General features: G+C 59.4%; 23 protein-coding genes. 2 read left to right on the top strand and 21 right to left on the bottom strand.

Annotated features, from left to right (window positions below; genetic code table 11):
* The first annotated feature begins 22 nt into the window (after window positions 1–22).
* Window positions 23–835 (top strand): precorrin-3B synthase, encoded by an 813-nt coding sequence (locus tag QP970_RS04070; RefSeq protein ID WP_284869692.1) that lies wholly within the window; start codon window positions 23–25, stop codon window positions 833–835.
* On the opposite strand, the gene QP970_RS04065 is transcribed toward QP970_RS04070, so the two are convergent.
* The 13 genes from QP970_RS04065 to QP970_RS04005 form a co-directional block, all read right to left on the bottom strand.
* Window positions 832–1,578, bottom strand: a complete 747-nt coding sequence (locus QP970_RS04065) for an SDR family oxidoreductase (RefSeq protein ID WP_284869691.1) — start codon at window positions 1,576–1,578, stop codon at window positions 832–834. The two genes, QP970_RS04070 and QP970_RS04065, sit on opposite strands and share 4 nt — an antisense overlap.
* Complete coding sequence (locus QP970_RS04060) at window positions 1,579–2,700, bottom strand: M24 family metallopeptidase (RefSeq protein WP_284869690.1); 1,122 nt, start codon at window positions 2,698–2,700, stop codon at window positions 1,579–1,581.
* Between the two features lie 35 nt (window positions 2,701–2,735).
* Window positions 2,736–5,552 carry a DEAD/DEAH box helicase gene (locus tag QP970_RS04055; RefSeq protein WP_284869689.1) on the bottom strand — a complete coding sequence of 939 codons (2,817 nt, stop codon included), beginning with the start codon at window positions 5,550–5,552 and terminating at the stop codon, window positions 2,736–2,738.
* Between the two features lie 21 nt (window positions 5,553–5,573).
* Entirely contained in the window at window positions 5,574–6,683 is a 1,110-nt protein-coding gene (gene tatC / locus QP970_RS04050; protein ID WP_232208515.1) for a twin-arginine translocase subunit TatC, read from the bottom strand.
* A 127-nt stretch (window positions 6,684–6,810) separates the two neighbouring features.
* Complete coding sequence (tatA, locus tag QP970_RS04045) at window positions 6,811–7,080, bottom strand: Sec-independent protein translocase subunit TatA (RefSeq protein WP_023022332.1); 270 nt, start codon at window positions 7,078–7,080, stop codon at window positions 6,811–6,813.
* A 114-nt stretch (window positions 7,081–7,194) separates the two neighbouring features.
* Complete coding sequence (locus QP970_RS04040; RefSeq protein ID WP_239268111.1) at window positions 7,195–8,148, bottom strand: helix-turn-helix transcriptional regulator; 954 nt, start codon at window positions 8,146–8,148, stop codon at window positions 7,195–7,197.
* A gap of 4 nt (window positions 8,149–8,152) precedes the next feature.
* Window positions 8,153–9,139 (bottom strand): helix-turn-helix transcriptional regulator, encoded by a 987-nt coding sequence (locus QP970_RS04035; protein ID WP_239268113.1) that lies wholly within the window; start codon window positions 9,137–9,139, stop codon window positions 8,153–8,155.
* 35 nt (window positions 9,140–9,174) lie between these two features.
* On the bottom strand, window positions 9,175–10,554 hold the full coding sequence (gene pafA, locus QP970_RS04030) for a Pup--protein ligase (RefSeq protein WP_239268303.1): 1,380 nt from the start codon (window positions 10,552–10,554) through the stop codon (window positions 9,175–9,177).
* 38 nt (window positions 10,555–10,592) lie between these two features.
* Window positions 10,593–10,784: a ubiquitin-like protein Pup gene (locus QP970_RS04025; protein ID WP_005279201.1), complete on the bottom strand. Its 192-nt coding sequence runs from the start codon at window positions 10,782–10,784 to the stop codon at window positions 10,593–10,595.
* 31 nt (window positions 10,785–10,815) lie between these two features.
* Window positions 10,816–12,360 carry a depupylase/deamidase Dop gene (dop, locus tag QP970_RS04020; protein ID WP_239268116.1) on the bottom strand — a complete coding sequence of 515 codons (1,545 nt, stop codon included), beginning with the start codon at window positions 12,358–12,360 and terminating at the stop codon, window positions 10,816–10,818.
* Entirely contained in the window at window positions 12,345–13,925 is a 1,581-nt protein-coding gene (arc, locus tag QP970_RS04015) for a proteasome ATPase (protein ID WP_023022344.1), read from the bottom strand. Before arc ends, dop begins: the two co-directional genes overlap by 16 nt.
* Before the next feature lie 82 nt (window positions 13,926–14,007).
* A complete protein-coding gene (locus tag QP970_RS04010) occupies window positions 14,008–14,844 on the bottom strand; it encodes a tRNA (adenine-N1)-methyltransferase (RefSeq protein WP_239268120.1) in 837 nt (278 codons plus the stop codon).
* 28 nt (window positions 14,845–14,872) lie between these two features.
* Window positions 14,873–16,126 carry a M18 family aminopeptidase gene (locus tag QP970_RS04005; protein ID WP_239268122.1) on the bottom strand — a complete coding sequence of 418 codons (1,254 nt, stop codon included), beginning with the start codon at window positions 16,124–16,126 and terminating at the stop codon, window positions 14,873–14,875.
* Window positions 16,127–16,172: 46 nt separating this feature from the next.
* Between QP970_RS04005 and QP970_RS04000 the strand changes: the two genes are divergently transcribed.
* On the top strand, window positions 16,173–17,000 hold the full coding sequence (locus QP970_RS04000; protein WP_284869688.1) for a RecB family exonuclease: 828 nt from the start codon (window positions 16,173–16,175) through the stop codon (window positions 16,998–17,000).
* 6 nt (window positions 17,001–17,006) lie between these two features.
* Here QP970_RS04000 and QP970_RS03995 read toward each other — a convergent pair whose 3' ends face one another.
* From QP970_RS03995 to mshC, 8 genes are all read right to left on the bottom strand, one after another.
* Entirely contained in the window at window positions 17,007–18,674 is a 1,668-nt protein-coding gene (locus QP970_RS03995) for a formate--tetrahydrofolate ligase (RefSeq protein ID WP_284869687.1), read from the bottom strand.
* A gap of 149 nt (window positions 18,675–18,823) precedes the next feature.
* Window positions 18,824–20,131, bottom strand: coding sequence for an anaerobic C4-dicarboxylate transporter (locus QP970_RS03990; RefSeq protein ID WP_284869686.1), 1,308 nt, complete (start codon window positions 20,129–20,131; stop codon window positions 18,824–18,826).
* A 321-nt stretch (window positions 20,132–20,452) separates the two neighbouring features.
* Entirely contained in the window at window positions 20,453–22,012 is a 1,560-nt protein-coding gene (gene aspA, locus QP970_RS03985; protein ID WP_284869685.1) for an aspartate ammonia-lyase, read from the bottom strand.
* 111 nt (window positions 22,013–22,123) lie between these two features.
* Complete coding sequence (gene hisG, locus QP970_RS03980) at window positions 22,124–22,969, bottom strand: ATP phosphoribosyltransferase (protein ID WP_023022358.1); 846 nt, start codon at window positions 22,967–22,969, stop codon at window positions 22,124–22,126.
* Between the two features lie 43 nt (window positions 22,970–23,012).
* Complete coding sequence (locus tag QP970_RS03975; protein WP_023022360.1) at window positions 23,013–23,276, bottom strand: phosphoribosyl-ATP diphosphatase; 264 nt, start codon at window positions 23,274–23,276, stop codon at window positions 23,013–23,015.
* A gap of 43 nt (window positions 23,277–23,319) precedes the next feature.
* Entirely contained in the window at window positions 23,320–24,042 is a 723-nt protein-coding gene (locus tag QP970_RS03970; RefSeq protein WP_284869684.1) for an HAD family hydrolase, read from the bottom strand.
* A 124-nt stretch (window positions 24,043–24,166) separates the two neighbouring features.
* Window positions 24,167–24,550 (bottom strand): hypothetical protein, encoded by a 384-nt coding sequence (locus QP970_RS03965; RefSeq protein WP_023022364.1) that lies wholly within the window; start codon window positions 24,548–24,550, stop codon window positions 24,167–24,169.
* A gap of 24 nt (window positions 24,551–24,574) precedes the next feature.
* Window positions 24,575–25,813: a cysteine--1-D-myo-inosityl 2-amino-2-deoxy-alpha-D-glucopyranoside ligase gene (gene mshC / locus QP970_RS03960; RefSeq protein ID WP_284869683.1), complete on the bottom strand. Its 1,239-nt coding sequence runs from the start codon at window positions 25,811–25,813 to the stop codon at window positions 24,575–24,577.
* Between the last annotated feature and the right edge of the window lie 16 nt (window positions 25,814–25,829).

Raw genomic sequence — 25,829 nt, 5'->3', positions numbered from 1 at the left:
ACTCAGGCTAGACTGGCAAGCTATGCATTACCCCGAATTTTTCCAGCACCCCGAGTCCGGCACTTGCCTGCGCTTACACGTTGTGGGCGGGTTTACCAGCCCCAATGATTGGATCCATTTGGGTTATTGCGCGGCGCATTGGACCGATGGCAGCGTTTATATTCGCCCCAATTCCGCCATCGAGTTGCGGGGCGTCACGGACAAGGCGCAGCTGGCGGCTGAGCTGGATAAATTGGAGTTGCAGAGCTTCCACATTCCTGTGCTGGCCTCTCCCCTTTCTGCCGCGGCGAAGCAGGCCGCGCGCGAGCTGGCCACGCACCTGAATACCGAACAGCCCGGCGTGGAGTCGCTCGCGATTACCGCTACCGACGACGATCTCCCGGCTTCTGCCACGCAGGTCAGCATGCGTCTGCTTGACGATGCCACCTTGAATATCACCCAGTCCCCCGCCGCCGACATCCCTACCGCAGGCCTCTCGCTTGCCGATGCCGCAGCCCACCTCCAACGCCTCGGTGCACAAAGCACCGAGACGAAGGGCGGTGTGACAAGTGACGCGGAGCTTAACGCAGAACCTGGGCCCATTGGCTGGTTGGACGAGCACCAGGCAGAAGGCGTGGTCGACCTTGGCGCGGGGGTCTACCAAGGCGCCATCCCGGCGCAGTTCGCGCAGCTTATCGGCCAGCTCGAGGTGAACATCACGGTCACCCCGTGGGGTGGCTTAGTCTTTCACGACATCGCAGAGGGCGATGCTGAGGTCGTCCTCCGCGTGCTCGCCCCGCGCGGATTCATCTTCGACATCAACTCGCCCCTATTGCGGGAAGGCGAGGCCGACTAGCGCGGCATGTGCCGCCACACGGGCCGGGGCACCAACCGCATGACCCATGCCAAGGCCTGCAGCGCCCTTGGGATCCACAAGGTGTGGCTGCGCGCCTGACCGCGGCGGTCGTCGCCATCTATGCAGGCGACGACGGCATCGGCGACATCGCCTGGCCGCACCGATAGTGGGGCGGGTTTCATTCCTTGGGTCATGGATCCGATGACGAACCCGGGGCGCGCGGTAATCAGCCCTAGCCCGCTGCCGTGCAGCCTGTCCGCAAGGCCCTGGCAAAAAGCATCCAGCCCGGCCTTGGTGGAACCGTAGACATAATTGGCGCGCCGCGCCCGCCACCCAGCGATGGAGGAAAAGGCCACGATGTGGCCGCGCGGCATCGACTGCGCCGCCACCGTGAGAACGGAGACCTGAGCGGTGTAGTCGATGGTGGCGATCTGTGCTGCGTGGGCAGGATCGGTTTCTGCCCTATCTTGATCCCCCAGGATGCCAAAGGCGACCACGGTAAGCTCAATGGCGCCGACGCGTTCCTTGGCCTCGGCAAAGATCTGGCGGTGCTGGGAAAAGTCCTCTGCGTCAAAGGACAGCTGGTGGACGCTGCGCGCACCAGCGGCCTCTAGCTGGGAGGTAATCTCCTCAAGCCCATGCGTCCCGCGCGCGGCGAGGACGATTTCGTTGCCGCGGGCCACGCGCTGGGCGATTTCGCCGCCGATATCGCTGCGCCCGCCCAGGATCAGTACGCCAGCCACTTAGCGCACTTCGCGTTCGACGACGTTGAGGGACTCGTAGCCATCCTTGGTAAGTACCACGATGTCCTCGAGGCGCATGCCCCACTGGCCCTCCAGGTAAATGCCCGGCTCGATGGAAAAGGCCATGCCCTCTTCCAGCGGCAGGTCATTGCCCTCCATGATGAAGGGCTCCTCGTGGGTCGAGAGACCAATACCGTGGCCGGTGCGGTGGACGAATTTATCGCCCCAGCCGGCATCGGCAATAGCCTTCCTAGCAACCCCGTCGATTTCCTCGGCCGTGCTGCCGGGCTTGGCGGCGGCGCGGGCGGCCGCTTGGGCATCGTAAAGCACAGCATAGGCGTCCTGGAAGTCCTGCGGCGCCTGGCTGAGATCGCCGCCTACGACGTAGGTGCGGGTGCAATCGGAGTGGTAGCCGGAGGGCAGGGTGCCGCCGAGATCCACGACGACGGGCTCGCCCGCAGCCAGCTTCCGGTCGGAGAAGCTGTGGTGCGGATTGGCGCCATTCGGGCCGGACCCCACGATGACGAAGTCAATGATGGAATGCTCTTCGAGGATGAGCTTTTCCAGTTCATGGGCCACCTCGGCCTCGGTGCGGCCGGGCTGCAGAAGCTCGGGGACCTTGGCGTGCACGGCGTCGATGGCTTGGCCGGCTTTGCGCAGCTCCGCGATTTCTGCTTGGTCCTTGCGGGTAAACAGCTCTGCCAGCGCGTAGGTGGCAAGAACGTAGTCCGCATCAGATACGAGCCCCTGGAACTGCAGGATATGATCCGCCGTTAGGGATTGGCCCAGCGCGACCTTCTTAATTGACGCAGCGCCCTTGAGGGCGAGCTCGTAGGGATTATCGCCGTCATTCCACCCGCGCAGCTCTACATCGAGCTTGCCGACGGGCGCCGATTTAATATCCGTAATATCCGTATTCGGCGAGACGATCCACGGCGTGCCGCTCTGGGGAACGGCCAGCACCGTCAAGCGCTCGTGGGACGATACCCACGAACCGGTCAGGTAGGCGAAATCGGGGCCGGTGCCAATCAGCAAAAGGTCAATGCCCTGCTGGGCGGCCGCTTCTTGCGCGGCCGCGAGCCGGCGCGAATACACTTCGGGAGAAAAAGCCTGAGTAGTCATGCCCCACAGTCTACTAGCCAGTGGGCCGGGCTAGCTTAAGCCCCGATCGCGACGACCCCGCGCTGGATGGCATCGATTGCGCGGCGCGCGTTGCGCTGGATCTGGCCATCGTAGCCAGTCTTGGCGATTTGCTGCAGTAGGTCCACGACCTGGCGGCACCACCGCACAAAATCACCGGGGGTAAGCTCCGCGCCCGCCTCATTGGCCGCCGCCATGCAATAGCCCAAGGGCGCACCCGCCGACCACTGGTGAATGGCCAGCGCAAAGCCGGCTTCCGGCTCGCGCGTCGGGGGCAGGCGGTGGCGCCGTTCATCCGCGCTGAGCTCGGTATAGATGCGCCACGTCGCATTCATGGCATCGGCCATGCGGTCCGTTGCCGCCTCCGGCTGGCCCCCAGTGGCCTTCCTATTTTCAAAGCAGCACAGGGAAGCAACGCCGGCCAATTCCGCCGGATCCAGCTCATCCCAAATGCCGCGCTTCAGGCATTGGGCAACGAGCAGATCGGATTCGCTATGAATCTTGGCCAGGCGCTCACCTTCCTCAGTAATCACCGGCGTGCGATCGCTGCCCGCGCCAGAGAATTCGACATAGTCCATCTCCGCGAGCAGATCCACGATGCGTTCAAAGGTGCGACCCAATGTATCGGTCGCCTTATTCACCTTGGCCTGCAGCTTTTCAAGGTCGCGCTCGCGCCGCGCCAACTTCTGCGCCACGCCGGCTAGCTGCTCCCTATCGGTGGCGGGCCACTCGTGTGCAGGGTGCTCGCGAATGGCATCGCGCAACTCGCCCACCCGCTTATTTGGTCGCAGGCGTGGTTTCGACTTCATCCGCTTCGGACGATCAAACTTTTCGCGGCGGAAGACATCCTGGATGTACTTGGTATTGCGCCGCGGATTCTTCCGCACCGGCTTCGGGATCTTAATACGGCCCAGCTGAATCGGTGGATTGCTAATCCCGGTGGCATCGATGCGCCCAGACCACCCAGATTCCGTGGTCACCCACGGACGTGGATCCTCAGTCTGGTTGGCCGGGGTGACCACCGCGGCAAGGGTGGGCCGTTTCTTTCCGGCAATCGCGATGACGTCGCCCAATTGCAGGCGGGCTAGCACCGCGACTACTTCCTGGGTGCGTTGGTGTTCCTTATCAACCTTGGATTGTTTTTCTTCTGCCGTTAGCTCGCGGCGCAACCGGATATAATCCATGAGCACCTCGGCGGGATCCTCGCCGTCCTTGGCCGGTGGTGCGAGGGCATCGACGGCATCGTCAAGCTGCTCCCGCAACTCGCACACGCGATGCTCCGCGCGTTCTAATTCGCGGGTTTCTTCCACCACGGAGCCATCGGCTTGGAACTGTGCGAAGGACTTTTCCAGCAGCCGCAGCGAGTCTTCAAAACCGAGCATGCCCAGCAGATTAATGGCCATGTTATAGCCCGGCGCAAACGTAGAAATGAGCGGATACGTGCGCGTCGAAGCCAAACCTGCGACAAAACGCGGATCCATAGCAGGCGCCCACTGCACGACCGCGTTGCCCAGGGTATCGATTCCGCGCCGGCCAGCACGCCCGGTCAGCTGCGTGTATTGGCCTGGCGTGAGGTCCACGTGCGCTTCGCCATTAAACTTAATGAGCTTTTCGAGCACCACCGTGCGGGCGGGCATATTAATGCCCAAGGCAAGGGTCTCTGTTGCGAATACGGCGCGCACCAAGCCGCGAACAAAGAGTTCTTCGACGATGTGGCGAAATGCCGGCAGCATCCCTGCGTGGTGGGCAGCAAAACCACGCGAGAGCGCTTCGCGCCACCGCCGAAAGTCTAGGACCTGGAGGTCTTCTTCTGGGATGCCCTCGACGCCGGCATCGACGATGGCCTTGATTTCTTCTGCTTCTTCTTGCGTCGTCAGCACCATCCTGCTGCGCAGGCACTGATAGAGCGCGCCGTCGCAACCGGCGCGGGAAAAAATAAAGGTAATCGCGGGCAGCATATCTTGCGATTGCAGCACCTTGAGCACCTCCGGGCGCCCTAAGGGACGGTAGCGATCCTGCGGGCGAGAAGAACCGGAACGACCGCCGGCCTTCCCATGAAAATCGCTGCGCCCGCCGCCCTTGTGGCGCGCCCTCGCGCGAAAACCCTTGCCGGATTTATAGTCCGCGCGCGCATCATCGCTATCGCCCGCCTCCAAGCGCTGAATGCGGCGCTCTAACTCAGAATTGACCTGGCCGCCGGATTCCGGTTCAAAGAGCGGATAAATCTTGCGGCCCAACATCATCCATTGATCGAGCGGAACCGGCCGGTGTTCGGTCACAATGACAGAGGTATCTCCGCGGACGGTAGCGAGCCATTCACCGAATTCCTCGGAATTGGACACGGTGGCAGATAGACCAATGATGGAAACGTGATCCGCCAAGTTCAAAATGACTTCTTCCCAGACCGCACCGCGGGAGGCATCTGCAAGGAAGTGGATTTCATCCATGACCACGTGGGTAAGCCTATCCAGCGCGGGCGAATCCGCGTAGATCATATTGCGCAGCACCTCAGTGGTCATCACCACGATTTCGGCGTCCGAGTTGATAGAGACATCGCCAGTAAGCAGACCAACGGCATCCTCGCCGTGCTCAGCGACGAGGTCGTGGTACTTCTGGTTGCTCAGCGCCTTAACCGGGGTGGTATAAAAGCACTTCGTGCCGCGGCTTAAGGCCAAAGAAACGGCAAACTCGCCAACGACGGTTTTACCTGCGCCGGTAGGGGCGCAGACGAGCACACCTTGGCCACTTTCTACCGCCTCACACCCCTGCACCTGGAACTCATCCAAGGGGTATGGGAGGCCGGCAGCGAAGGTATCCAGGTGAGTTTCAGTCATATCTCACAAGGCTACCCGTGCTTAAAGCACATCGTCGAAAAAGCCGCCTTCATCGGTAGGCCGTGGCGGCCCCTTGCGATCCCCAGCCTGCTGCGAAGTGCTATCCGCCGCCCGCTTTTCCGCGCGGACAGTCTGCGATGACGCGCTAGGTGCCGTGGGCTTTGGGGAGGCATACACGCCCGATGGGGCATCGACAGGCGCGGGTCCACCCACGCCCGTGGGGCCCTCATCAAGCGCGGACGCGGATTCATCATCAAGATCCATCCACTCAGGGCGCTGCCGGTTCTGGCGTTTATCGTGAATGCGGCAGAACTGGAAGGCAATCTCGATAAGCAGCAAGAGGCAGGCGGATAAGACCAGCATGCTAAACGGTTCTTGGCCTGGCGTCACCAAAGCAGCGAAGATCATAACCACGACGATGATAATGCGGCGCTTGTCCTTGACGTGGTTGTATTCCAAGATACCAATGAGATTGAGCGAGACCACCAAAAGTGGAACCTCGAAGCTGATGCCGAAGATGAGCAACATCGCCAAAAGATAATAAAAATATCGCTCACCGGTTAATGCTGCGGTTTGATACTCAGCGCCGATACCAATGAGGAATTCCAAGCCCACGGACAAGATGAAATAGGCCAAGACGGCGCCCGCCAGGAAGAGTGAGACGGCCACAACGACGAAGCTCAAGGTATAGCGGCGCTCGTTCTTATGCAGGCCTGGGACGATGAATGCCCACACCTGGTAGAGCCAGACAGGGGACGAAATCACCGTACCGGCCAAAGCACCGACCTTCAGACGCAAAATGAGCATCTCGAAGGGGCTGGTGGCAAGCAAGCGGCATTCGCCATCGTTATTGAAATTGGCCCGCTTATCTTCCGGCAATGAGCAATAAGGCTCGCGCAGAATTTCTCCCAGCGGCGGAATCCGGAAGGGCGCCTGCTGGTACCAAATGAAACCGATGATCGCACCGATAACCAAGGCCAACAAGGAAATAATGATCCTTCGCCGCAGCTCTTGCAGGTGCTGCACTAAGGTCATCTCGCCCGTTGGATTCTTGGGCTTGCGTGAAAAACCTCGCCGCTTGCGGCGCACGCGGGATCCTTGTTCACCGACAGGGTGGGACTGTGAGGACATCAATTTGGCTCTTTCAACGCACAAGAGCGAACACTACCCTGCTCACTCGGTATCTGGATGCCGCGCGCCGGCACGGCTGGCGAGTACATAAGCAAAGCGTGTTCGCGTTTCTAGCAGGCAGAAGGCGTTAATTCTGAGAAGAAGTGTTTCCCTGCTGGTGGCCAGGTTGCATATCTGGGCGGTTCCAGAACTCCTCATCGGACTGCTGGCGCTTCTGGCTCAATTGAGCTTGAGCCTCAGAGCGCTTGGTGTCCTCCGATTGCATTTCATTGACCTCAGATTTGAAAATGCGCATCGAGCGGCCCATGGAACGAGCAAGATCGGGCAGTTTCTTCGCGCCAAATAGCAAGATGATGACGAGAACAATCAGGCCGATTTCCAATGGTCCTAAGGTCATAAGATCCTCTTTCGGTTCTTCTTTGCCTGCGCCAGATGGCCGCCGCGCTCTCTCCCTTCGCGGGGAGAATTCGCGAGGCAATTTTAAGACGCATGTGCGTGCAGTAACTGAATTTTAAGTATAGCCCTTCAACGCGGCATTTCCGCGTTCCGCAATGAGATTCACAATAGATTGCGGGGCTATAACGCGTAACCTATCGGCCTGCCCGAGGGCGAAACGAACCAGCCAATCCACCGATCCTACCTGCATCGTTGCAGCTACAGTGCCGTTTTTTAGGCGTTTGCTTAGTTGCATATCGTAGTATTCTGCAAGCCAAGTGAATTCTTCATGAATGATTAATTCCACGGAATCCGCCGTACCTAAATTAAAGGGTGCTGCAGCGTCGAAATCCAGCTCCTTGAGGCGCGGATGAGCAGTTTCCTCGGTCAACTCGGCATGCTTGATGCGGTCGATGCGGAAGGTCCTATGCCCCTGCTTATCTTCTTCCCATGCCGCGAGATAAGGCTCGGCATCCACGATGAAGATCCGGGCCGGATCAACTAGGCGCTCGGTTTCCTTATTAGATGAAGCACTCCAATAGCGCATCCGGATGCGCCGTTTTTCATTGAGCCCGCGGTTTAAGGTTGCCTGGATATCGGATTCTTGCGGGTCCACCGTCGATAACGTGTCATAGATACTCAGCGTGCGCTCATCCATAATGGAGCGCAATTTCTCCGCGGCCGACTTAATCGCCCTGGCATCCAGCAGCCCGGGCATGGCCTCGAGGGATTCTAGGGTAAGCAAGAGGGCGCCTGCCTCGGTTGGGGTAAGCCGCAATGCTTGTCCCAGACCTTGGTCATTGTAGATGGTGACACCATCGCGGTAGCTGAAAGAGAGATCGATGAGCTCTTCGGTATTGCGGCCAGTCCCAGAGCAAAATAGCCGGTCCACGGCATCTTTTAGCTCTCCTGGGTCCATCCCCAAATCCGCGGCCGCCTCCATCGGGGTTTTATCCGGATGGTTTTGAAAATACGGGATGAGGTTGAGCGACCGGACGAGCGCTTGCAGTTTATGAGATCCATCGGCCATAGGTTTACTCAGCTCCATTGTGGTTGGCGGCTGCGCGCAATAGATTAATGATGTCATTGCGCACCTCGGGGGGATCGAGCACTTTTACTTCTGGGGCATAGCCCGCTGCGCTGCGCACCAACCAATCCTTCTGGACCCCGGTAAGCACTACGGTGCCATCGGCGGTGCGCGTGCCCACGCTTTCTAGCTCTTGGGCTTGACCCTCTGGAATATACAGGGTCGCATCCACCTTTTCGCCGCGTTGTAGCGCCTCTTTGACGAGCTTGTCGATGTCCACCGTCGGCTCGATGTGCTCAGCCGGCTGGTGGGACCGCTTGATATCGGAAAGCCTTAAGGCCCGGAAGACGCGCGGGGCTGCGCGGTCAACATCGAAGCCAACAATATAAATGCGACTTTGGTGGTTGACCACTCCCCAGGGATCCATGGTCCGGCGCACTGTCTCAGCCGCCGGATGGGGGCGGTAGGAAAAGGTGATGCGCACTTTATTTCGCACGGCGGCGAGGACGAAGGTGATGACTTCGGGGGCGAGCCGGGTGATGTCATTGACCGCGGTATATACGGGGGCACCCTCCAGGTTGCGGGAGGCCCCCGAAGCGGCAATCTTGGTCCACCCGGACAGGGAGAAATCGCTCAATCCACCAGGGGTTCCCACTCCCCCTGCGATGCCAAGCACCATCGCTTCTTCCGGTGAAAATTCCACCGGCGGGAGCTGGTAATTGCTTTGGTCGAGGCGGTACGAGACACCGTCTTCCCCACCGGTGTGCACGATGGGGACTCCGGCGCGTTGCAAGGTGGCGATATCGCGGCCCAGTGCCTTGGTGAAAGCCTCGTCGGACTTATCGCTATAACCTGCGACGTGGCTGCGGATCCAGGCCGCGGAGCGGTCAGGTGAACCACCCGAATTCGCCGCTCCTTGCAGCGCAAAGGATAGGTTGGTGAGCCTTTCTACCGCCGCATCCTGCCGGCTCGGCGTGGATCGTGATGCCACCACGTTGTCTACTCTCCCCAGTGCTCAATGTGCACGCCCTAGGCGTGATTATCGTGCATATAGTCTAGCAATGCCTCAACGCGCGGATCGGTGGACGCGAAGGGATCGAGCAGTTCCTCGGTGCGCGGTTCTGGGCGATTAACCTTCAGCCGCGTCCAATCCACGGTCACGTGCGCGCCGCATTCTTCGGCCGCAGCTAGGAACTTTCCGCGCAAAGCCGCGCGCGTAGTCGGCGGCGCGGCCGATACCGCGCGCTCGATGGACTCATCATCAATCCAGCGCTCGATCATCCCACGGCGCAGCAGCACGTCATATAAGCCTCTCCCAGGCCGGATATCGTGATAGGTCATATCGACCTGCGTCAGCTTCGGATGCGCCCAGTCACCGCCCAAGCGGGAGCGGTAGCGCTCGAGCAGCTCGAGCTTGATCACCCAATCAATCTCGCGGTTCACTCCGGAAAAGTTTCCGGTCTCGATGGCGCGCAGGATGCGCTCCCACAGGTCAACGACGCGCTCTAATTCCGCCGTGGGCGTGCCGGCGTCTTCGCGGTGAGCGAGCCAATCGCGCGCCCGCGCGCAAAGCTGCTGCTGGACCTCCAAGGCGGTAATGGTTCCCCCGCTAACAAGCGGCAGCGGCGTAGAGCCGGTCACATCGCGTGCGATGGAGCGGATGTGGTGGATTGGATCTGCGATCTCGAGTTCGGGCAGCTCGAAGCCCGCCTCCAGCATCTCTAACATGAGCAGGGTGGAGCCGACCTTCAATGCGATGGTGGGCTCTGCCATATTGGAATCGCCCACGATGATGTGCATGCGGCGGAAGCGCTTGGAATCCCCATGCGGCTCATCGCGGGTATTGATAATGGGCCGGGAGCGGGTGGTCGCGGACGATACGCCCTCCCATACCTGATCGGCGCGCTGGGATAAGAGGAATTGCGCGGGTTGGTCGCCCTTGGCAGGCTGCACCATTCCCGCCCCGCAGATAAGTTGGCGGGTAATCAAGAACGGCAAGAGCGCTACGCCCAGGTCTTTGAGCACCATGTGCCTGCTAATGAGGTAATTCTCGTGGCAGCCAAAGGAGTGCCCGGCGGAATCGACGTTATTTTTAAAAAGGTAGACCGCGCGCTCGTTTCCTTCTTCGGCCAAAGCGTCTTCCGCCTGCAGGACCAGGCGGTTCATCACGCGGTCACCGGCGCATTCATGGGCGATGAGCTGGCTGAGGCTATCGCACTCGGCGGTGGCTACCTCAGGGTGCGAGCCGACGTCGAGGTACAGGCGGCTGGCATTGGTGGCAAAGATATTGGACGAGGCGTATTTTTCCACGATCGGCCGGAAGAGCACGCGCGCAACCTCATCGGGGCTTAATGCCCGCTGGCTCTTCGGCGTCGCCGTGGACAGGCCGTACTCGGTTTCGATGCCCATGATCCGCCGAGCAAAAACGGGACGGGTGGATTCCACGCCTACTGTCCGCCCTTTTGGACGTACGAGCGGACGAATTCTTCCGCGTTATTTTCTAGCAGGCCATCGATCTCATCCAAGAGATCATCGGTGCCGGAGGTGTTGATATTGAGCTGGGTAGCGGTAAATTCTTCCTCTGACTCGGGGCCATTTCCCCCATTATTGCTACTGACCTGGCGATTCGAAGTGGACACGGTGTCATCCTTTCCTCATATTAGGTGATCATTACTTACGATACTCGGGCTGGATGCCGATGGCAGCAAGCCCTTCAAGTAACTCCTCTACGCTGCTGGCGCCCTCGATGATGCCTTCGCAGTCCGCACGGGTGAGGCCACGGGTATCATCCATGGCCACGGTAGCCCAGACGCCATTGCGGGAGCGCCCGTCCGTAGCACCACGGCGCAGGGTGAGGCTTTGCCAACTGGCGGCGATGATATCTTCGCCGAATTTCTGCGTTATGCGCCCGCGGAAATATGCACGGGTGTCGGTAGGCGGCTCGGCCGCGGCCCGTCGCAGGTCCTCGGCGCTAAAGAGCTGGCGCATCTGGCCCTTGCGCACCAGCGCATAGTGCAGCGACTTCGCCGGATCGATTTCGGCATATTGCAGGTCGATAAGGCGCAGCTTGGGGTCATCTGGGGCGATGCCGCGGTCGAGGTAGCTCTTGATCAACCGGTACTTGGCCACCCAATCTAGGAGGTGGGAGGCCTTGAGGGGGTCATCGGCAAGTAGCCCTACCGCCTCGTTCCAGGCCGCCAGCACCTTGTGGTCGGCGGAAGTCTCCGGCTGCAGGCGGCGGCGGTATTCGGCGAGCAGCTCGAGGGCGGTGAGCTCGCGGCCATCGGCAAGCGTGAGCCGGTGGCGCAATTCGAGGTCGCGGCTTACCAGGGGCACCTCCGCGACGGCATCGGCAAGGCGCAAATCGCTAAAGTCCGTGCCGGCCTCAATGGCATCGAGCACCAGCGAGGTCATGCCCAATTTCAGCAGCGTCGAGGTCTGCGACATATTCGCATCGCCGATAATGACGTGCAGGCGGCCGAAGTCATCGTGGATGGCATGGGGCTCGTCGCGGGTATTGATAATGCCGCGGTTGAGGGTGGTTTCCAGGGAAATTTCCTGCTCGATATAGTCCGCGCGCTGGGAAATCTGGAACCCCGGTTCCTCCCCAAACTCCCCGCGGCCCATGCGCCCAGCACCGATGACGACCTGCCGGGCAACGAAGAAGGGAATCAGCGCCTGGGCCATGACCGAAAAATCGGTGCTCCGTGCGTACTGATAATTTTCATGCGAACCGTAGCTGGCACCCTTGCCATCGACATTGTTTTTATAAAACCGCAGCGGCGGGCACGGTTGACGATCCACGAGGACGGACTTTCCCTGCTCCGTCAGCTCCGCGACGGCATCCCTGGCCTGCAGCAGCGTGTGATCGCCGGCGGCGTCATAGAGCGTCGCGTCCCAAGCATTTGTGCATTCCGGCGCCGAGTACTCGGGGTGGGCATGGTCCACATAGAACCGCGCCCCGCTCGGGGTGACAACATTGGCCACACCAACCGCATTGGGGTCTACCACGGGAACCGTATCGTAGCGCTTGAGGTCAAAACCGCGGGAATCTCGCAAGGGATGTTCTTCCGCAAAATCCCAGCGCGAACGCGCGCCCGTGTACAGCGCTGCATAGGCCACCACCGCGTGGGTCGAGGTGATGATTGGGGATTCCTCCGGCGAATCCGGCGTAGAAATGCCGTATTCCGTTTCCGTTCCTAGCACGCGGGCCACGTACAGCTCCTTCCGCTTAAAAGTTCCACACTGGTCACACGCGATCCGCCGTGATCCGCGGAAACAATCTTGCTCCATTCCTCGGGGTTGGTTGAGGTGGGCATGTATTCCGATTCCGCCTGCTCGGCGGCGATGGCGGCACGCAGGTGCTGCTTGCCGATGCCCCCTTTAACGCCCCCATCGCCTTCCTCCGCGGCGCGCTGCGCACCGTGGTCCGATAAAGCCTCCTTGATGGCTAGCTTCTTAGCCCGGGCCAAGATATTGGCAATCATCGCGCCAGAGACGAAATCGCGGTAGTGCAGGACCTGGCGCTGCCCATTGCTAAAGTGCAGCTGGGCAAAAGGCCTATCGCTATAGAGCTCATCTACGGCATCGCCGATGAGCTCGTCAATATCGCCCACGTGTGGAATGGAGGGATCGAAGTGGCGGGCGAAGATCTCGCGCGCGCCGCGCTTGGTGGGGCGATTGATGCGCACCTTCATATCCAGCCTGCCCGGGCGCATGATGGCGGGGTCAATGAGCTCTTCCCTGTTGGTGGCGCCGATGATGACCACATTGCTGAGGCCCTCCACGCCATCGAGCTCCGTCAGCAGCTGGGGAACGACGGTGGTTTCCATATCAGACGAAACCCCGGATCCGCGGGTGCGGAAAATGGATTCCATCTCGTCAAAGAAGATGACCACGGGGCGATCCGCGCTGGCCTGGGCGAGCTCGCGGGCGCGCTCAAAGATAAGCCGAATGCGGCGTTCGGTTTCGCCGACGTACTTATTCAGCAGCTCTGGGCCCTTGACATTAAGGAAGTAGCTGGAGCCATTTCCCCCCATCTGGGTAGACAGGGAGTTCGCCACGGCCTTAGCAATGAGCGTCTTTCCGCAGCCGGGTGGGCCATAAAGCAATACGCCCTTGGGCGGTTGCAACCCATATTGCCGGTAGAGCTCGGGGTGGATAAAGGGCAGCTCGACGGAATCGCGGATCTGCGAAATCTGCTCATTCAAGCCACCGATGTCCTCATAGCGCACATCGGGTACTTCTTCCAGCGAAAGCTGGGAAACCTCTGCCTGGTCCACCTTTTCCACGGCCACGGAAGCCTTGGTATCCAGCAGCACGACCTCGCCCGCGCGCACGCTTTCTTGCAGCGCCTGTGCGAGCAGGACGACGCGGTTATCCCCCGCGGAATTAGCCACGACGGCGCGGCGCTGGTCCAAGCGCTCGACCACGGTGGCAAGTTCGCCGGTGCTCGTAGGGGCGCAGCCTTCGACGACCACGAAGCCATCGCCCAGCCGAACCTGTTGGCCCACCTGCAGGCTGCCCGGCTCCACGTTGGGGGAGACCTTGAGCTGCATGACGCGGCCGTTGGTATAGACCTCCGCGGTGGTGCCTACCTCGCTTTGGTGCGGCGAGTAGGCCAAAAAGACGCCGTAAGTAGAGGCTGGCTCTGCAAGCGCATTGACCTCAGCAAATAACTGCTCGAGCTCGGCGCGCGATTTCTGTAGTAGCTCCACCAGCTTTTGATTGCGCGCAGCAAGCTGGCTGAGTTGCCGCTTATTATCCGTGGCTTCATCCATGCACATCACTTTAACGCGCGAGAAGGTATGAGCGAGGCCACTTTAGTAATTAATTACACCCGTGTACTTAAAACTGTGCACCTTATTTGCGGGCGCGGCGCTGGGGGCGCGGCGGGGTGACGCCATCGGCAAGCCGCCTGGTCCAAATTAGGAATGCGGTGTGCGCATTCATGCGGTGCTCCGGGCGGGTGGCTAGGCCTTCTACCTTCCACTCGCGCACGAGGGATTCCCACGCCTTCGGCTCGGTAAAGCATTGTAGCTCGCGGATGCCCTCCATGACCTTCATCAGCTGCGGGACCGTTGCCACATAGGTCATGAACACGCCGCCAGGGATCAGCAGATCGCGCACGGTCTCCAGGTTCTCCCAAGGCTCCAGCATGTCCAAGATGATGCGGTCGACGGGGCCACCGAGGTCCTCAGCGGTGACATCGCCAAGATCGCCTAGGCGCGGCGACCACCACTCGGGGCGAGCGCCAAAGTATTCCTCGACGTTATCGACCGCGTACTCCAGGTGATCATCGCGGATTTCATAGGAATAGACGTGGCCTTCGGGGCCCACGGCGCGCAGGAGGGACATCGACAAGGCGCCGGAGCCCGCACCGGCCTCAAGCACGCGGGCGCCCATGAAGATATCGCCCTCGACCAAGATTTGTGCGGCGTCCTTGGGGTAAATGACGGCGGCACCGCGCGGCATCGATAAGACGTGATCCACCATGAGGTGGCGGAAGAGCAGGAAGGACGAGCCCAGGGTGGACTCGATGACGGAACCTTCATCCATCCCCATGATGTCATCGTGGTTGATTATGCCTTTATGGGAATGGAACTGGCCTCCTTCTTTCAAAATGACCGTGTAGTGGCGACGCTTAGCGTCCGTCAGCTGCACGCGGTCGCCATAGGAAAAGGGGCCAGAATAAGCCATGCCGCAAAACTCCTCGAGGTTGTGGGTACTAACCCTTCAAGTATGCCTCAAGAGCCCGCGAGAGCCATATTTGGTCCTGCTCGCCCACCATCTCGCGCGCGGAGTGCATCGACAGCATCGGCACGCCCACATCGACGGTGTCGATACCCAGCCGCGTTGCGGTAATCGGGCCGATGGTCGAGCCGCACGGCACATCGTTATTGCCCACGAAACGCTGCACCGGAACCCCACCCTTGGCACACGCGGTCTCCCACAGAGCAATCGTCTGTGCATCTGAGGCGTAGCGCTGGTTGCCGTTGATCTTGGTCACTGGGCCCTGCCCAATGATCGGCTGGTGGGTGGGGTCGTGCTTATCCGCGTAATTGGGGTGCACCGAGTGCGCGGCATCGGCAGACACGCAGCTGGAGCGAGCGAACATCTGGAATCGCTCTTCCTCATTAGCCCCCAGCGCGCGGGCGGTGCGGGTTAGCACGTCCTGCAGGATCGGTCCGGCGGCACCATAGCGGGAACTCGAGCCCACTTCCTCGTGGTCAAAGGCCATCATGACCAAAATATCGGAGCCGTCATAGTCCTGCGCAGCGCTTTGCATGGCCTCCAGCGAGGCGTGCACCGAAGATAGGTTATCCATGCGGCCAGCCGCGATAAACTTTTCGCCCGCGCCAAAGACGGCACCCCGGGCGGCATCGGCGGTAATCAGGTTGAAGGAAGCAATATCCTGCTTGGCGATGCCCGCCTGCTCCCCCACCACCTGCAGGATCGACGCCTCTTCATCGCCGACCGTCAGCACCGGCTGCATGTGCTTTTGGCGGTCCGGCTTGAACTCATCCTTGCGGTACAAGTGAATGGCCAGCGAAGGAAGGCGCAGGACTGGACCCGTATTCACGAGGTGCTGGCGCCCATCCGTGGTCACCACCTGGCCGGCGACGGTAAGTTCACGATCAAACCACGTGTGCAGCAAGGCACCGCCGTAGATTTCCACCGCGACCTGTTGCCAACCTACAGCCGAAAAATCGGGCGTGGGCTTGAGCGCCAGCCCCGGCGAATCAGTATGCGAGCCAACGATGCGGAAACCGGAGTTCTTATCGGCGCCTTCCGGCACGTACCACGCGGCAACCGCACCGCCGCGGACCATGACGTGCCCGCCTGGTGCGGCCGACCAGTCCTCGCGCTCATCCTGAACCTGGAAGCCAGATTCTTGCAGCTGGCGCGCTACCTCATGCGCGGCGTGGTACGACGACGGCGAGGCCGCCAAGAAATCAAGGAACTTATCGGTATAACTCATGCCTTCTAGCATGCCACGAAACGATCAGCGATAGGCTAGATACACCATGGCTACTACATCAACTCCCCGCCCCCGTCCCCTTGCCCTGTCGCCCTCGCGCGCCTCCGACTACCAGCAGTGCCCGCTGCTCTACCGTTTCCGGGCCATCGACAAGATTCCCGAGCCCAAGACCATCGCCCAAGTTAAGGGAACCCTGGTCCACGCGGTCCTAGAAGAAACGCATAAGCTCCCGCGTGAAGAGCGCACCTACCCAGCAGCGGTAAAGATGATCAAACCGAGCTGGGCCGCGATGACAGAAGAGGACGCTGAACTGCTCGAGCTCGTGCCCGAAGAAGAAACGTATGACTTCTTCGTCGCCGCCCGCGAGCTGCTCAAGGGCTATTTTCAGATGGAAAACCCGCAGGGCTTCGACTGCCAAGAAACCGAGATGTATGTCAATACAGTCTTGCCCAATGGCGTGCCCGTGCGCGGGTTTATTGACCGCGTGGACCGCGCCCCCACCGGCAAGGTGCGCGTCGTGGATTATAAGACGGGAAAGAAACCAGCACCCCGGTTTTCCCAGAGCGCCCAATTCCAGATGCGCTTTTACGCCCTGGTGTACTGGCGCCTGCTGGGCATCATCCCCCACCAACTGCGGCTGATGTATCTCAAGGTGCTGGACTCGATGTTTTTAGCTCCTACCCAGGAAGAACTCGAATACTTCGAGCGCGATCTAGGCCAACTGTGGGCCAAGATTGAGGCCGATGGGCGCGCCGGGGACTTTCGCCCGAAACGCTCCAAGCTCTGTAATTGGTGCGCGCATCAGGCGATCTGCCCCGAATTTGGCGGCACGCCGCCGGAGTACCCGGGGTGGCCGGGCTCCGCGGCGGATTAGCTCCTTTTAGAACAGTCCGGATACCGTGCCATCGGCGGCGACGTCGATATTATTGGCCGCCGGCTTCTTAGGCAGGCCCGGCATGGTCATCACGTTGCCGGTCAGCACCACAATGACCCCGGAACCGGTGCGCGGCAGCAGCTCGCGCACGTGCAGCGTGTGTCCTTCCGGGGCACCCAATGCCGTTGCTTCATCGGAGAAGGAATACTGCGTCTTGGAAATGACTACGGGCAGTTTATCCCAGCCATTGTCCTTGATGTACTGCAAGTCTTTCACGGCCTTGGAGCCGTATTCCACGCGGTCCGCGCGGTAGATCTCGCGGGCGATGGTCTCGATGGAGGCCTCGATGCCTTCTTCCGGATCGTAGAGTTGCTGCGCGCCGCCCTCGAGGTTCTCCAACAGGGCCTCGGCCAGCTTCGTTGCTCCCGCGCCGCCTTCAGCCCAGACATTGGCCTCTTCTAGGGCCACGCCGAAGTCCTTAGCCCAATCGCGCATGAACTGGCGCTCCGCCTCGGTATCGGACCAGAAGAGGTTCAGCGCGACGACGGGCTTGATCCCAAACTTGCGCAGGTTTTCTACGTGGCGCTCAAGATTGACGATGCCCTTCTGCAGCGCCTCGAGGTTTTCCTCGGTGAGCTTATCCTTGGCAGCGCCCCCGTTGTACTTCTGCGAGCGAATCGTCGCCACAACCACCGCGCCGGCCACGTCCAGGTCACCAAACCGGGACTTGATATCCATAAACTTCTCGCCGCCAAGATCTGCGCCGAAGCCGGCTTCAGACAGCACGATATCGCCGAACTGCAGCGCGGTCTGCGTCGCCAGCAAGGAGTTGCAGCCGTGCGCGATATTGGCGAAAGGACCACCGTGCACGAGTGCGGGAACCCCGCCGAGGGTTTGCACGAGGTTTGGGTTCAAAGCATCGCGCATCAGCGCGGTCAGCGCGCCTTCCGCATCGAGCTCGCGCGCGGTCACTGGGCGTTGGTCATAGGTAAAGCCGACGGTGATATCGCCTAGGCGCTGCTTGAGGTCTTCGAGGCTCGTCGCCAAGCACAAAATGGCCATGATTTCGGAGGCGGCCGTAATGGTAAAGCCAGTTTCTGCCGGTACGCCGTGCGCAGAGCCGCCGAGCCCGGTGACCACATTGCGCAGTGCGCGGTCGTTCACGTCGACGCAGCGCTGCCAAGTGACGCGGCGCGGGTCGATGCCCAGCTGATTGCCCTGGTGGATGTGATTGTCGATGATGGCCGCCAGCGTATTCGTTGCCGCGGCAATGGCGTGGAAGTCACCGGTGAAGTGCAGGTTGATATCCTCCATCGGCACAATCTGGGCGTAACCGCCACCCGCGGCGCCGCCCTTGATGCCCATGACCGGGCCCTGGGATGGCTCGCGCAGGGCCACGATAGCCTTCTTCCCGATCTGATCCAGCGCATCGGTCAAGCCGATAAGCACCGTGGATTTACCTTCGCCAGCAGGTGTTGGGGAGACTCCTGTCACCAGCACGAGCTTGCCGCGCTTGTCTTTGGCGTAGTCCACCTTGGTGATATCCACCTTGGCTTTCGTGGAACCAAAGGGAATTACTGCATCTTCGGGGATGCCTGCTTTGGCTGCGATCTCCCCAATCGGCTGCAGGTTATGGGCTTGTGCGATTTCAACATCGGATGGCTGCGTAGTCATGGCACCTACCCTACCGATTTCTGGCATAAGCCAAGTCGCATGGGGGTATGAAGTGTGAGACGGAACATTTCTTATGGTGGAGCTTCCACATAAAAGTGGCGCCCTCTCCGCGGAGAAGACGCCACTGGGAGTGCAAGCTAGAGGACTCGCTAAATGATTACCGCGCCGAGTGCGTAGCCAAGGAGCACGGAACCGGCGATGCTGACCACGCCAGGGATGAGGAATGGGTGGTTGAATACGGCCTTGCCGATCTTGGTCGTGCCCGTATCATCCATTTCGACTGCTGCCAGCAACGTGGGGTACGTAGGCAGGATGAACAGAGCAGAAACTGCCGGGAATGCGGCCACAGCGGTAACCGGGCTTACTCCCAACGCCAACGCGGCGGGCATGAGCGCCTTGGTGGTAGCAGCCTGCGAGTACAGCAGGGCTGCGGCGAAGAAGAGCACCACTGCCAGCAACCATGGCGAAGCTTCAATGACGTCACCAGCCAAGGCTTGAATATCGTCCAAGTAGTGGTTGATAAGGGTGGTTCCCAACCACGCGACACCCAGCACACAGATGCAGGCGGACATGCCCGATTTAAATACCGGGGTATTGAGGACGTCAGCGGCCGGGATCTTGGTCTTGAGCACGATGATCGTCGCGGCCGAAAGCATGACCGTCATAATCGCCTCATTGCGCGGCAGCGTTGGATCCGTGATGAGCTCAACTTGTTCGGAAGAAATGGTAGCCCATGCCATGACGATAACGATGGCGATAAGGAAGATAACGACGGAAGACTTAGCGCCTTCCTTGGGCTCATATTTGCTAGCACCAATCGGCTCTTTGACCAGGCCCTGCGCCTTGCGCTCTTGGTACACAGGGTCATCTTCCAGCTCCTTACCAAACTTATTGGCCAGCCAAGCTGCGGGGAAGATGGACAAAAAGGTAGCTGGAATCAACACGCCGAGCACTTGGAGGTACCCCACCCCCATAGGTTCAAGCAGACCAGCCAGGATGACAACTGCAGCAGAAATCGGCGAGGCACAAATACCCATCTGCGCGGCGACGACCGCGATAGATAGCGGGCGCGACGGGCGAACCTTGCCTTCCTTGGCCACCTCAACGATGACCGGCAGCGTGGAAAAGGAGGTGTGCCCGGTACCAGCTAAGACCGTCATCAACCAGGTCACGATGGGTGCGTAAAACGTAATCTTCTTGGGGTTTTTGCGCAGGAACTTCTCGGCCACGTGAACCAAATAGTCCATGCCGCCGGCCTTTTGCATCGCGGCGATGGCCGCGATCACCGTCATAATGATGGCGATGACGTCGAACGGAATGTCTTCCCTAGTTACGGGAACTCCCGCAACGCCCAAAAGGAGAACGCCTAGGCCACCGGCCATGCCGATGCCTATGGACCCAATTCTCGCACCTAAGATAATGGCCGCGAGAACGATGACAATATGAATAATAACCATGGATACACTCCACACGTTCTCAACTACACGTGGTGGACACACATCAGCATGCCGGTCGTGGACCACCCTTACATTTCTATTTTGCCTTGAATATGTTGTTTTATTTACGCATTCTGCCCGTTTGTGTTGCTTCCCACATGTGTTCTACCTCGCGTTATAAACCGTTCGGTATATTTCCATGCCGCTGCACTATGGAAACGGGAGACGTTAGCTCAGGCATTCACGAAAGAGACCGCACACACCATGGAGTACTTTTCCGCTTTCCACGGAAAAAACAGCACGGTGTGTGCGGAATGTTGCGCTATGGTTCGCGGGCTTTACTTAGTTTTCGTCCAAGAAAAGCTGGCCGCGAAACTCTGGGTGCATCAGGTTTTCTACCGACAGAACCTTGTTCAGCGTTGCCTCATCCAGAAGGCCCTTCTCCAGCACGAGTTCTTTGACGCCCTTGCCGGTCTTGAGGGATTCCTTTGCAACTTCATCACCATTGTGGTGACCAATAAATGGGTTCAGGTAGGTAACGATACCGATGGAGTTCTCCACGTACTGGCGGCACACATCGGCGTTAGCGGTAATGCCGGTAACACACTTCTCACGCAGCGCATCTACCGCGTTGCCCATAATGCGGATGGACTGGAACAGTGCCTCACCGATGACCGGCTCCATCACGTTGAGCTGCAACTGGCCTGCCTCTGCAGCCATGGTCACGACGTGGTCGTTGCCGAAGATCTTGAAGCAGGTCTGGTTGACAACCTCTGGGATGACTGGGTTGACCTTACCCGGCATGATGGAGGAACCTGCCTGGCGGGCTGGCAGGTTGATCTCGCCAAGGCCAGCGCGCGGACCAGAGGACAGCAGGCGCAGGTCGTTACAGATCTTGGACAGCTTCATGGCAGCGCGCTTGATGGCGGAGTGCAAGAATACGTAGGCACCGCAGTCAGAGGTAGCCTCGATAAGGTCGCTCGCAGTCTTCATCTCCAGGCCAGTGACCTCCGACAATGCGGCGGTTACCTGGTGGCGGTAGCCGGCTGGAGTGTTAACACCGGTACCGATGGCGGTTGCGCCGAGGTTGATCTGCAGCAAGCGGCTCTGTGCATCGCGCAGAACGGCCTGTTCCTCGTTCAGATTATTAGCAAAGCCCTTGAATTCGTCGCCCAAGGTCATGGGGACGGCATCCTGCAGCTGGGTACGGCCCATCTTCAGGATGTCTTGGAACTCATTACCCTTGTCCTGGAAGGCGGAACGCAGGCTGTCGATGCGCACGATGAGGTCATCGATGGCAGCGTACAGGCCCAACCGGAAGCCGGTTGGGTAAGCATCGTTGGTGGACTGGGACATGTTGACATCGTCGTTGGGGTTGATGATGTCGTAGGAGCCCTTCTCCTCCCCCAAGTGCTCAAGGGCCAAGTTGGCAACGACCTCATTGGTGTTCATGTTCAACGAGGTGCCGGCACCACCCTGGAATACATCGAGCGGGAACTGGTCCATGCAGCGACCCTCATCCAGGATCTGGTCACAGGCCCACATGATGGCCTCTGCCTTCTTCTTTGGCAGCACGTGCAAGCGACGGTTGGCCATCGCGGCAGCCTTTTTGACCTTCACCATGCCGCGGATGAAGTGCGGAATGGTGTTAATGGTCACGTAGGAAATCTGGAAGTTATCCATCGCGCGGACGGTGTGGACACCAAAGTAAGCATCAGCGGGAATTTCCAAGTCACCGATCAGGTCGGTTTCCGTACGAGTGTTTTTGCTCGACGTCTTTGGCTGCTTCTGCTCAGCTACCTTTTTCTGTGCAGAATGAGTGGTCTTATCCTCCTGCTTATTCTCCGCTTGCTTTGCGGCAGACTTAGTGTCTTTTTCTTCTTTCTTAGACGACTTTGCCATGATGGCGCGGCTCCTTTGCCTGTCGAGAATGATGTCCGAGTGAATAATCTCAAGCGCCAATGGTAGCCACGTTTCGCCCCAGTTGGGACGACCAAGAATTTAATACTCCCCCTAAAAGCGGGCGATGCGGAGATCGGAAGCCAAAATTGCCTCCGCACCGAGTTGGGAAAGTCGATCCATAATCTGGTTGGCTTCTTTTTGCGGAACCATCGCACGCACCGCCACCCAGTCTTGACGCGCCAACGGTGAAACCGTTGGGCCAGTCAGGCCCGGAGTAACACCAGCTGCTTTATCTAGATTTTCTTCTGCAATGTTGTAATCGATCATGAGGTAGGTGCGGGCGTGCAGAATACCTTGGATGCGGCCCAATACAACCTGCTCTTCTGGCGTCACCTCTGCATCGTGGCGTTTAATGACAACAGCTTCCGAGCTCACAATGGGCTCACCAAAGGGCGCCAAACCCTGCTGCCGCAGCGTAGTACCAGTTGACACGACATCAGCAATAACATCGGCTACGCCTAAGTGGATGGATATTTCCACCGCGCCGTCGAGGCGGATCACATCGGCGGAAATCCCCTTCTCCGCCAAGTCTTGTCGGACCAAATTCGGGTACGACGTTGCCACACGCTTGCCCTCCAGGTGAGAGATATCCCACCCCTCTCCTTGGGGTGCGGCGTAGCGGAATGTTGAGTCACCGAAGCCAAGTGAGAGGACCTCTTTAAATTGGGCGTTGGAATCGAGCGCTAAATCGCGCCCCGTAATCCCCAGATCAAGCACACCGCGGGCGACATAGATTGCGATATCCTTCGGGCGGAGGAAGAAAAACTCCACCCCATTGTCCAAATCCACCACGTTCAGCGTTTTGGAGTGGCCGCGCCCCTTATAACCGGCCTCACCAAGGATTTCTAAAGCCGCTTCTGATAGGGAACCTTTATTTGGTACTGCAATTTTGATCATGCTGTTCTCCAGGAAGTCTGCTCCACCGCAGGTGGGCAACAAGTTATAGGTATTTATAAATATCTTCAGGCCGCAGGCCGCGCTTGATCATCATGACCTGCGTCCAATAGATAAGCTGCGACATTTCTTCCGCCAGTTCCTCATCGGACTGGTATTCGGCGGCAATCCATACTTCGCCCGCCTCTTCGATGATCTTTTTGCCAATATGATGGGCGCCTTCTTCCAGCGCCTGGACGGTCCCAGAGCCCTCTGGCTTCTGGTCTGCTTTGTGTAGTAGCTCAGCAAAAAGTGTCTCAAAATCCTTCACAACTACCTATTGTTCCACAGGTAAGCAGTCAATGCGAAGGGTTTTATTTCATTTCCTGGATAGCTCGGAACCACTCGTAGACATCTACATGGCGCGCGCCTGCGAGGTGGCGAGAATCGCGCAGCCGGGAAATCTCCACTACCCCCTCCGGCACTTCCACGCCTTCATCCTCGGGCAAACCGATAACGGTGCATCCCGCGGCCACGGCAGCGCGCATACCTGCCGGGGAATCCTCAAACACAAGGCACTGAGCTGGATCAAGCTGCAGGCGCCGGGCTGCTTCCAAGTACATGTCCGGGGCGGGCTTGCCAGTGGGAACTTCATCGCCGCAAATAGTGTCCACGAAATGCTCGCGGCCGATGACCGCAATGGCGGCGTCTGCAACGTCGCGGTCCGTATTCGTCGTAACCATCATCGGCATGCCGTCTTGGCGAAGCGAGGTTAAAAGCTCAGGGATCCCGGGAAAGATTTCTAGGCGGCCAGCAAAAAGAGTCTTCACATAATCAAACATCTTGTGCCGATAGGCTTCGACGTCGCCTTCGCCCAAGGAAACTCCCGCATTATCAGCGCAAATGCGCAGCGTCGTAGGAAAGGTAGCCCCCACCGTATCCATGCGTTGTCTGGCTGTCAGGCGCTTGCCCAGCATTTCCGAAAGATAGTACGTCGCCTCACCCCACAAGGGCTCCGAGTTGGTCAAGGTGCCATCCATATCCCAGAAAATCGCCGCGGGACGGGACAAAGACTGGGAATCACTCACTGTGGTCATACACACTCCACCGGCTATTCCGGCATAGAACTACGGCTCAACGAGGGGGATATTCGCGCTGCGCGGTGATCAATCAACTTCACCTTAGGAATCTACCCACGGCGGGCTGGCGCCGTAAAGGGGCCTAGAAGTCCAACTCTGGGATCTGTGACAGCGCCTCATCATCGGCGCCGGTAGCCGCGGAGGCGTTGTACATCAGCTCGGCGATTTCTTCCTTTTCCTCCGGCTCCACCACCGCATCGTGTTGCTTGCGATTGAAGGTGGCGAGTTTTTGCACGGTCTTATTCAGCACCGCGGCGAGCTGGCCGCCATCAGGATCGTCCGGCAGCCCGTCCAACCCATCCAACATCTGCTCGAGGTGGCCTTTGAGTTCTGGTAGGACCGCCGCGTTAAACGGTGCCTCCCAGAATTCTTTTTCCTCGTCCTTGAGGTAATCGCCGGTGGCGAAGGACTTAAGATCAGCAATGAACTCATCAACGGTGGGTTGGAAATCTGCGCGAATGCTCATGCTGTCGATATTGCCCTAAGTTGGCTAGGCCTGCACGCCGAGCAGCGAATTAAGTGCTGTACGCACTAACTCCGCAGCACCTTCCTCGTCTTCACCCCGGTTACTGCCTGCCCAATCGTCGATGACGCGCAGCGCGGTGGGGGTATCGAGGTCATCGGCAAGCGCTAGGCGAAGCCCCGCTACCGCACCTTCCGCAGCCGACAGGGACCCAGGGCTTTCCAGGGCAGAGCGCCACGTGGCCAGGCGGGTCTTGGCTTGGTCGAGCACCTCATCGGACCAGTCCCGCTCAGCGCGGTAGTGGCCGGAGAATACGCCAAGGCGGATGGCGGAGGGATCTTCGCCCTGCTCCACGAGCTTGTGGACGAAGACCAAGTTGCCCAGGGACTTGGACATTTTCACGCCGTCGAGGCCGATCATTCCCGTGTGGACGTAGAACTGCGCCATGCGGTCTACGCCCAAGGCGGCCTCTGCATGCGCGGCGGAAAATTCATGGTGCGGGAACTTCAGATCGTTGCCGCCGCCTTGGATATCAAAGGTGCTGCCCAAGTAATTGGTGGCGATAGCAGAGCACTCGATGTGCCAACCGGGGCGGCCTGGGCCGAAGGGAGACTCCCACGCCGGTTCGCCTTCGCGGTGGGCGCGCCAAATCAGGGCATCCATGGGGTGCTTCTTGCCCGGGCGGTCGGGGTCGCCGCCGCGCTCGGCAAAAAATTCCTGCATCTGTTCCATCGAGTAATTGGATTCGTAGCCAAATTCCTCGGTGGCATCGATGGAGGCATACACATCGGGGTACTCCGGGTCATCGACCACGTAAGCGGCGCCGTTATCCAATAGTTTTTGCACCATCTCCACGATCTCATCGACTGCTTCCATGGCGCCGATGAAGTGCTGCGGCGGGATGACCGATAAAAGTTCCATATCGGAGCGGAAAAGGTCGATCTGGGAGGTGCCGAGTTCGCGCCAATCAACGCCGTCGCGCTCCGCGCGCTCAAAGAGTGGGTCATCGACGTCGGTGATATTTTGCGCGTAATTGACCTTCTTGCCAGCGTCCAGGAACTGCCGGTAGATCAGGTCGAAGGTGAGGTAGGTGGCTGCGTGGCCCAAGTGGGTCGAATCATACGGGGTAATGCCGCACACGTACATGGTGGCGGTATCCCCCTTTACCTGCACGGGGGCCTTGGTTTGATTCGCGGAGTCGTAGAGATAGAGCTGCGCCGCATCGCCTGGGACGCGACTATAAGTAGGTGTTGGCCAAGAATGCATGGCACCTATCCTAACG

This window comes from Corynebacterium sp. MSK073 (assembly GCF_030232085.1).
Classification (GTDB): domain Bacteria; phylum Actinomycetota; class Actinomycetes; order Mycobacteriales; family Mycobacteriaceae; genus Corynebacterium.
Note: the sequence above shows the minus strand (reverse complement) of the source record. Positions and strands in the feature narration are given on the sequence as shown.

Excerpts from the sequence above, each read along its gene's own strand:
- aspA (WP_284869685.1), bottom strand. The coding sequence starts at position 22,012 with ATGGCAAAGTCGTCTAAGAAAGAAGAAAAAGACACTAAGTCTGCCGCA.
- QP970_RS03990 (WP_284869686.1), bottom strand. The coding sequence starts at position 20,131 with ATGGTTATTATTCATATTGTCATCGTTCTCGCGGCCATTATCTTAGGT.
- QP970_RS04005 (WP_239268122.1), bottom strand. The coding sequence starts at position 16,126 with ATGAGTTATACCGATAAGTTCCTTGATTTCTTGGCGGCCTCGCCGTCG.
- hisG (WP_023022358.1), bottom strand. The coding sequence starts at position 22,969 with ATGATCAAAATTGCAGTACCAAATAAAGGTTCCCTATCAGAAGCGGCT.
- QP970_RS03970 (WP_284869684.1), bottom strand. The coding sequence starts at position 24,042 with ATGACCACAGTGAGTGATTCCCAGTCTTTGTCCCGTCCCGCGGCGATT.
- QP970_RS04000 (WP_284869688.1), top strand. The coding sequence starts at position 16,173 with ATGGCTACTACATCAACTCCCCGCCCCCGTCCCCTTGCCCTGTCGCCC.
- tatA (WP_023022332.1), bottom strand. The coding sequence starts at position 7,080 with ATGACCTTAGGACCATTGGAAATCGGCCTGATTGTTCTCGTCATCATC.
- mshC (WP_284869683.1), bottom strand. The coding sequence starts at position 25,813 with ATGCATTCTTGGCCAACACCTACTTATAGTCGCGTCCCAGGCGATGCG.
- QP970_RS04010 (WP_239268120.1), bottom strand. The coding sequence starts at position 14,844 with ATGGCTTATTCTGGCCCCTTTTCCTATGGCGACCGCGTGCAGCTGACG.
- QP970_RS04055 (WP_284869689.1), bottom strand. The coding sequence starts at position 5,552 with ATGACTGAAACTCACCTGGATACCTTCGCTGCCGGCCTCCCATACCCC.
- QP970_RS03965 (WP_023022364.1), bottom strand. The coding sequence starts at position 24,550 with ATGAGCATTCGCGCAGATTTCCAACCCACCGTTGATGAGTTCATTGCT.
- pafA (WP_239268303.1), bottom strand. The coding sequence starts at position 10,554 with ATGGGCATCGAAACCGAGTACGGCCTGTCCACGGCGACGCCGAAGAGC.
- QP970_RS04070 (WP_284869692.1), top strand. The coding sequence starts at position 23 with ATGCATTACCCCGAATTTTTCCAGCACCCCGAGTCCGGCACTTGCCTG.
- QP970_RS03995 (WP_284869687.1), bottom strand. The coding sequence starts at position 18,674 with ATGACTACGCAGCCATCCGATGTTGAAATCGCACAAGCCCATAACCTG.
- QP970_RS04060 (WP_284869690.1), bottom strand. The coding sequence starts at position 2,700 with ATGACTACTCAGGCTTTTTCTCCCGAAGTGTATTCGCGCCGGCTCGCG.
- arc (WP_023022344.1), bottom strand. The coding sequence starts at position 13,925 with ATGGATGAAGCCACGGATAATAAGCGGCAACTCAGCCAGCTTGCTGCG.
- tatC (WP_232208515.1), bottom strand. The coding sequence starts at position 6,683 with ATGTCCTCACAGTCCCACCCTGTCGGTGAACAAGGATCCCGCGTGCGC.
- QP970_RS04040 (WP_239268111.1), bottom strand. The coding sequence starts at position 8,148 with ATGGCCGATGGATCTCATAAACTGCAAGCGCTCGTCCGGTCGCTCAAC.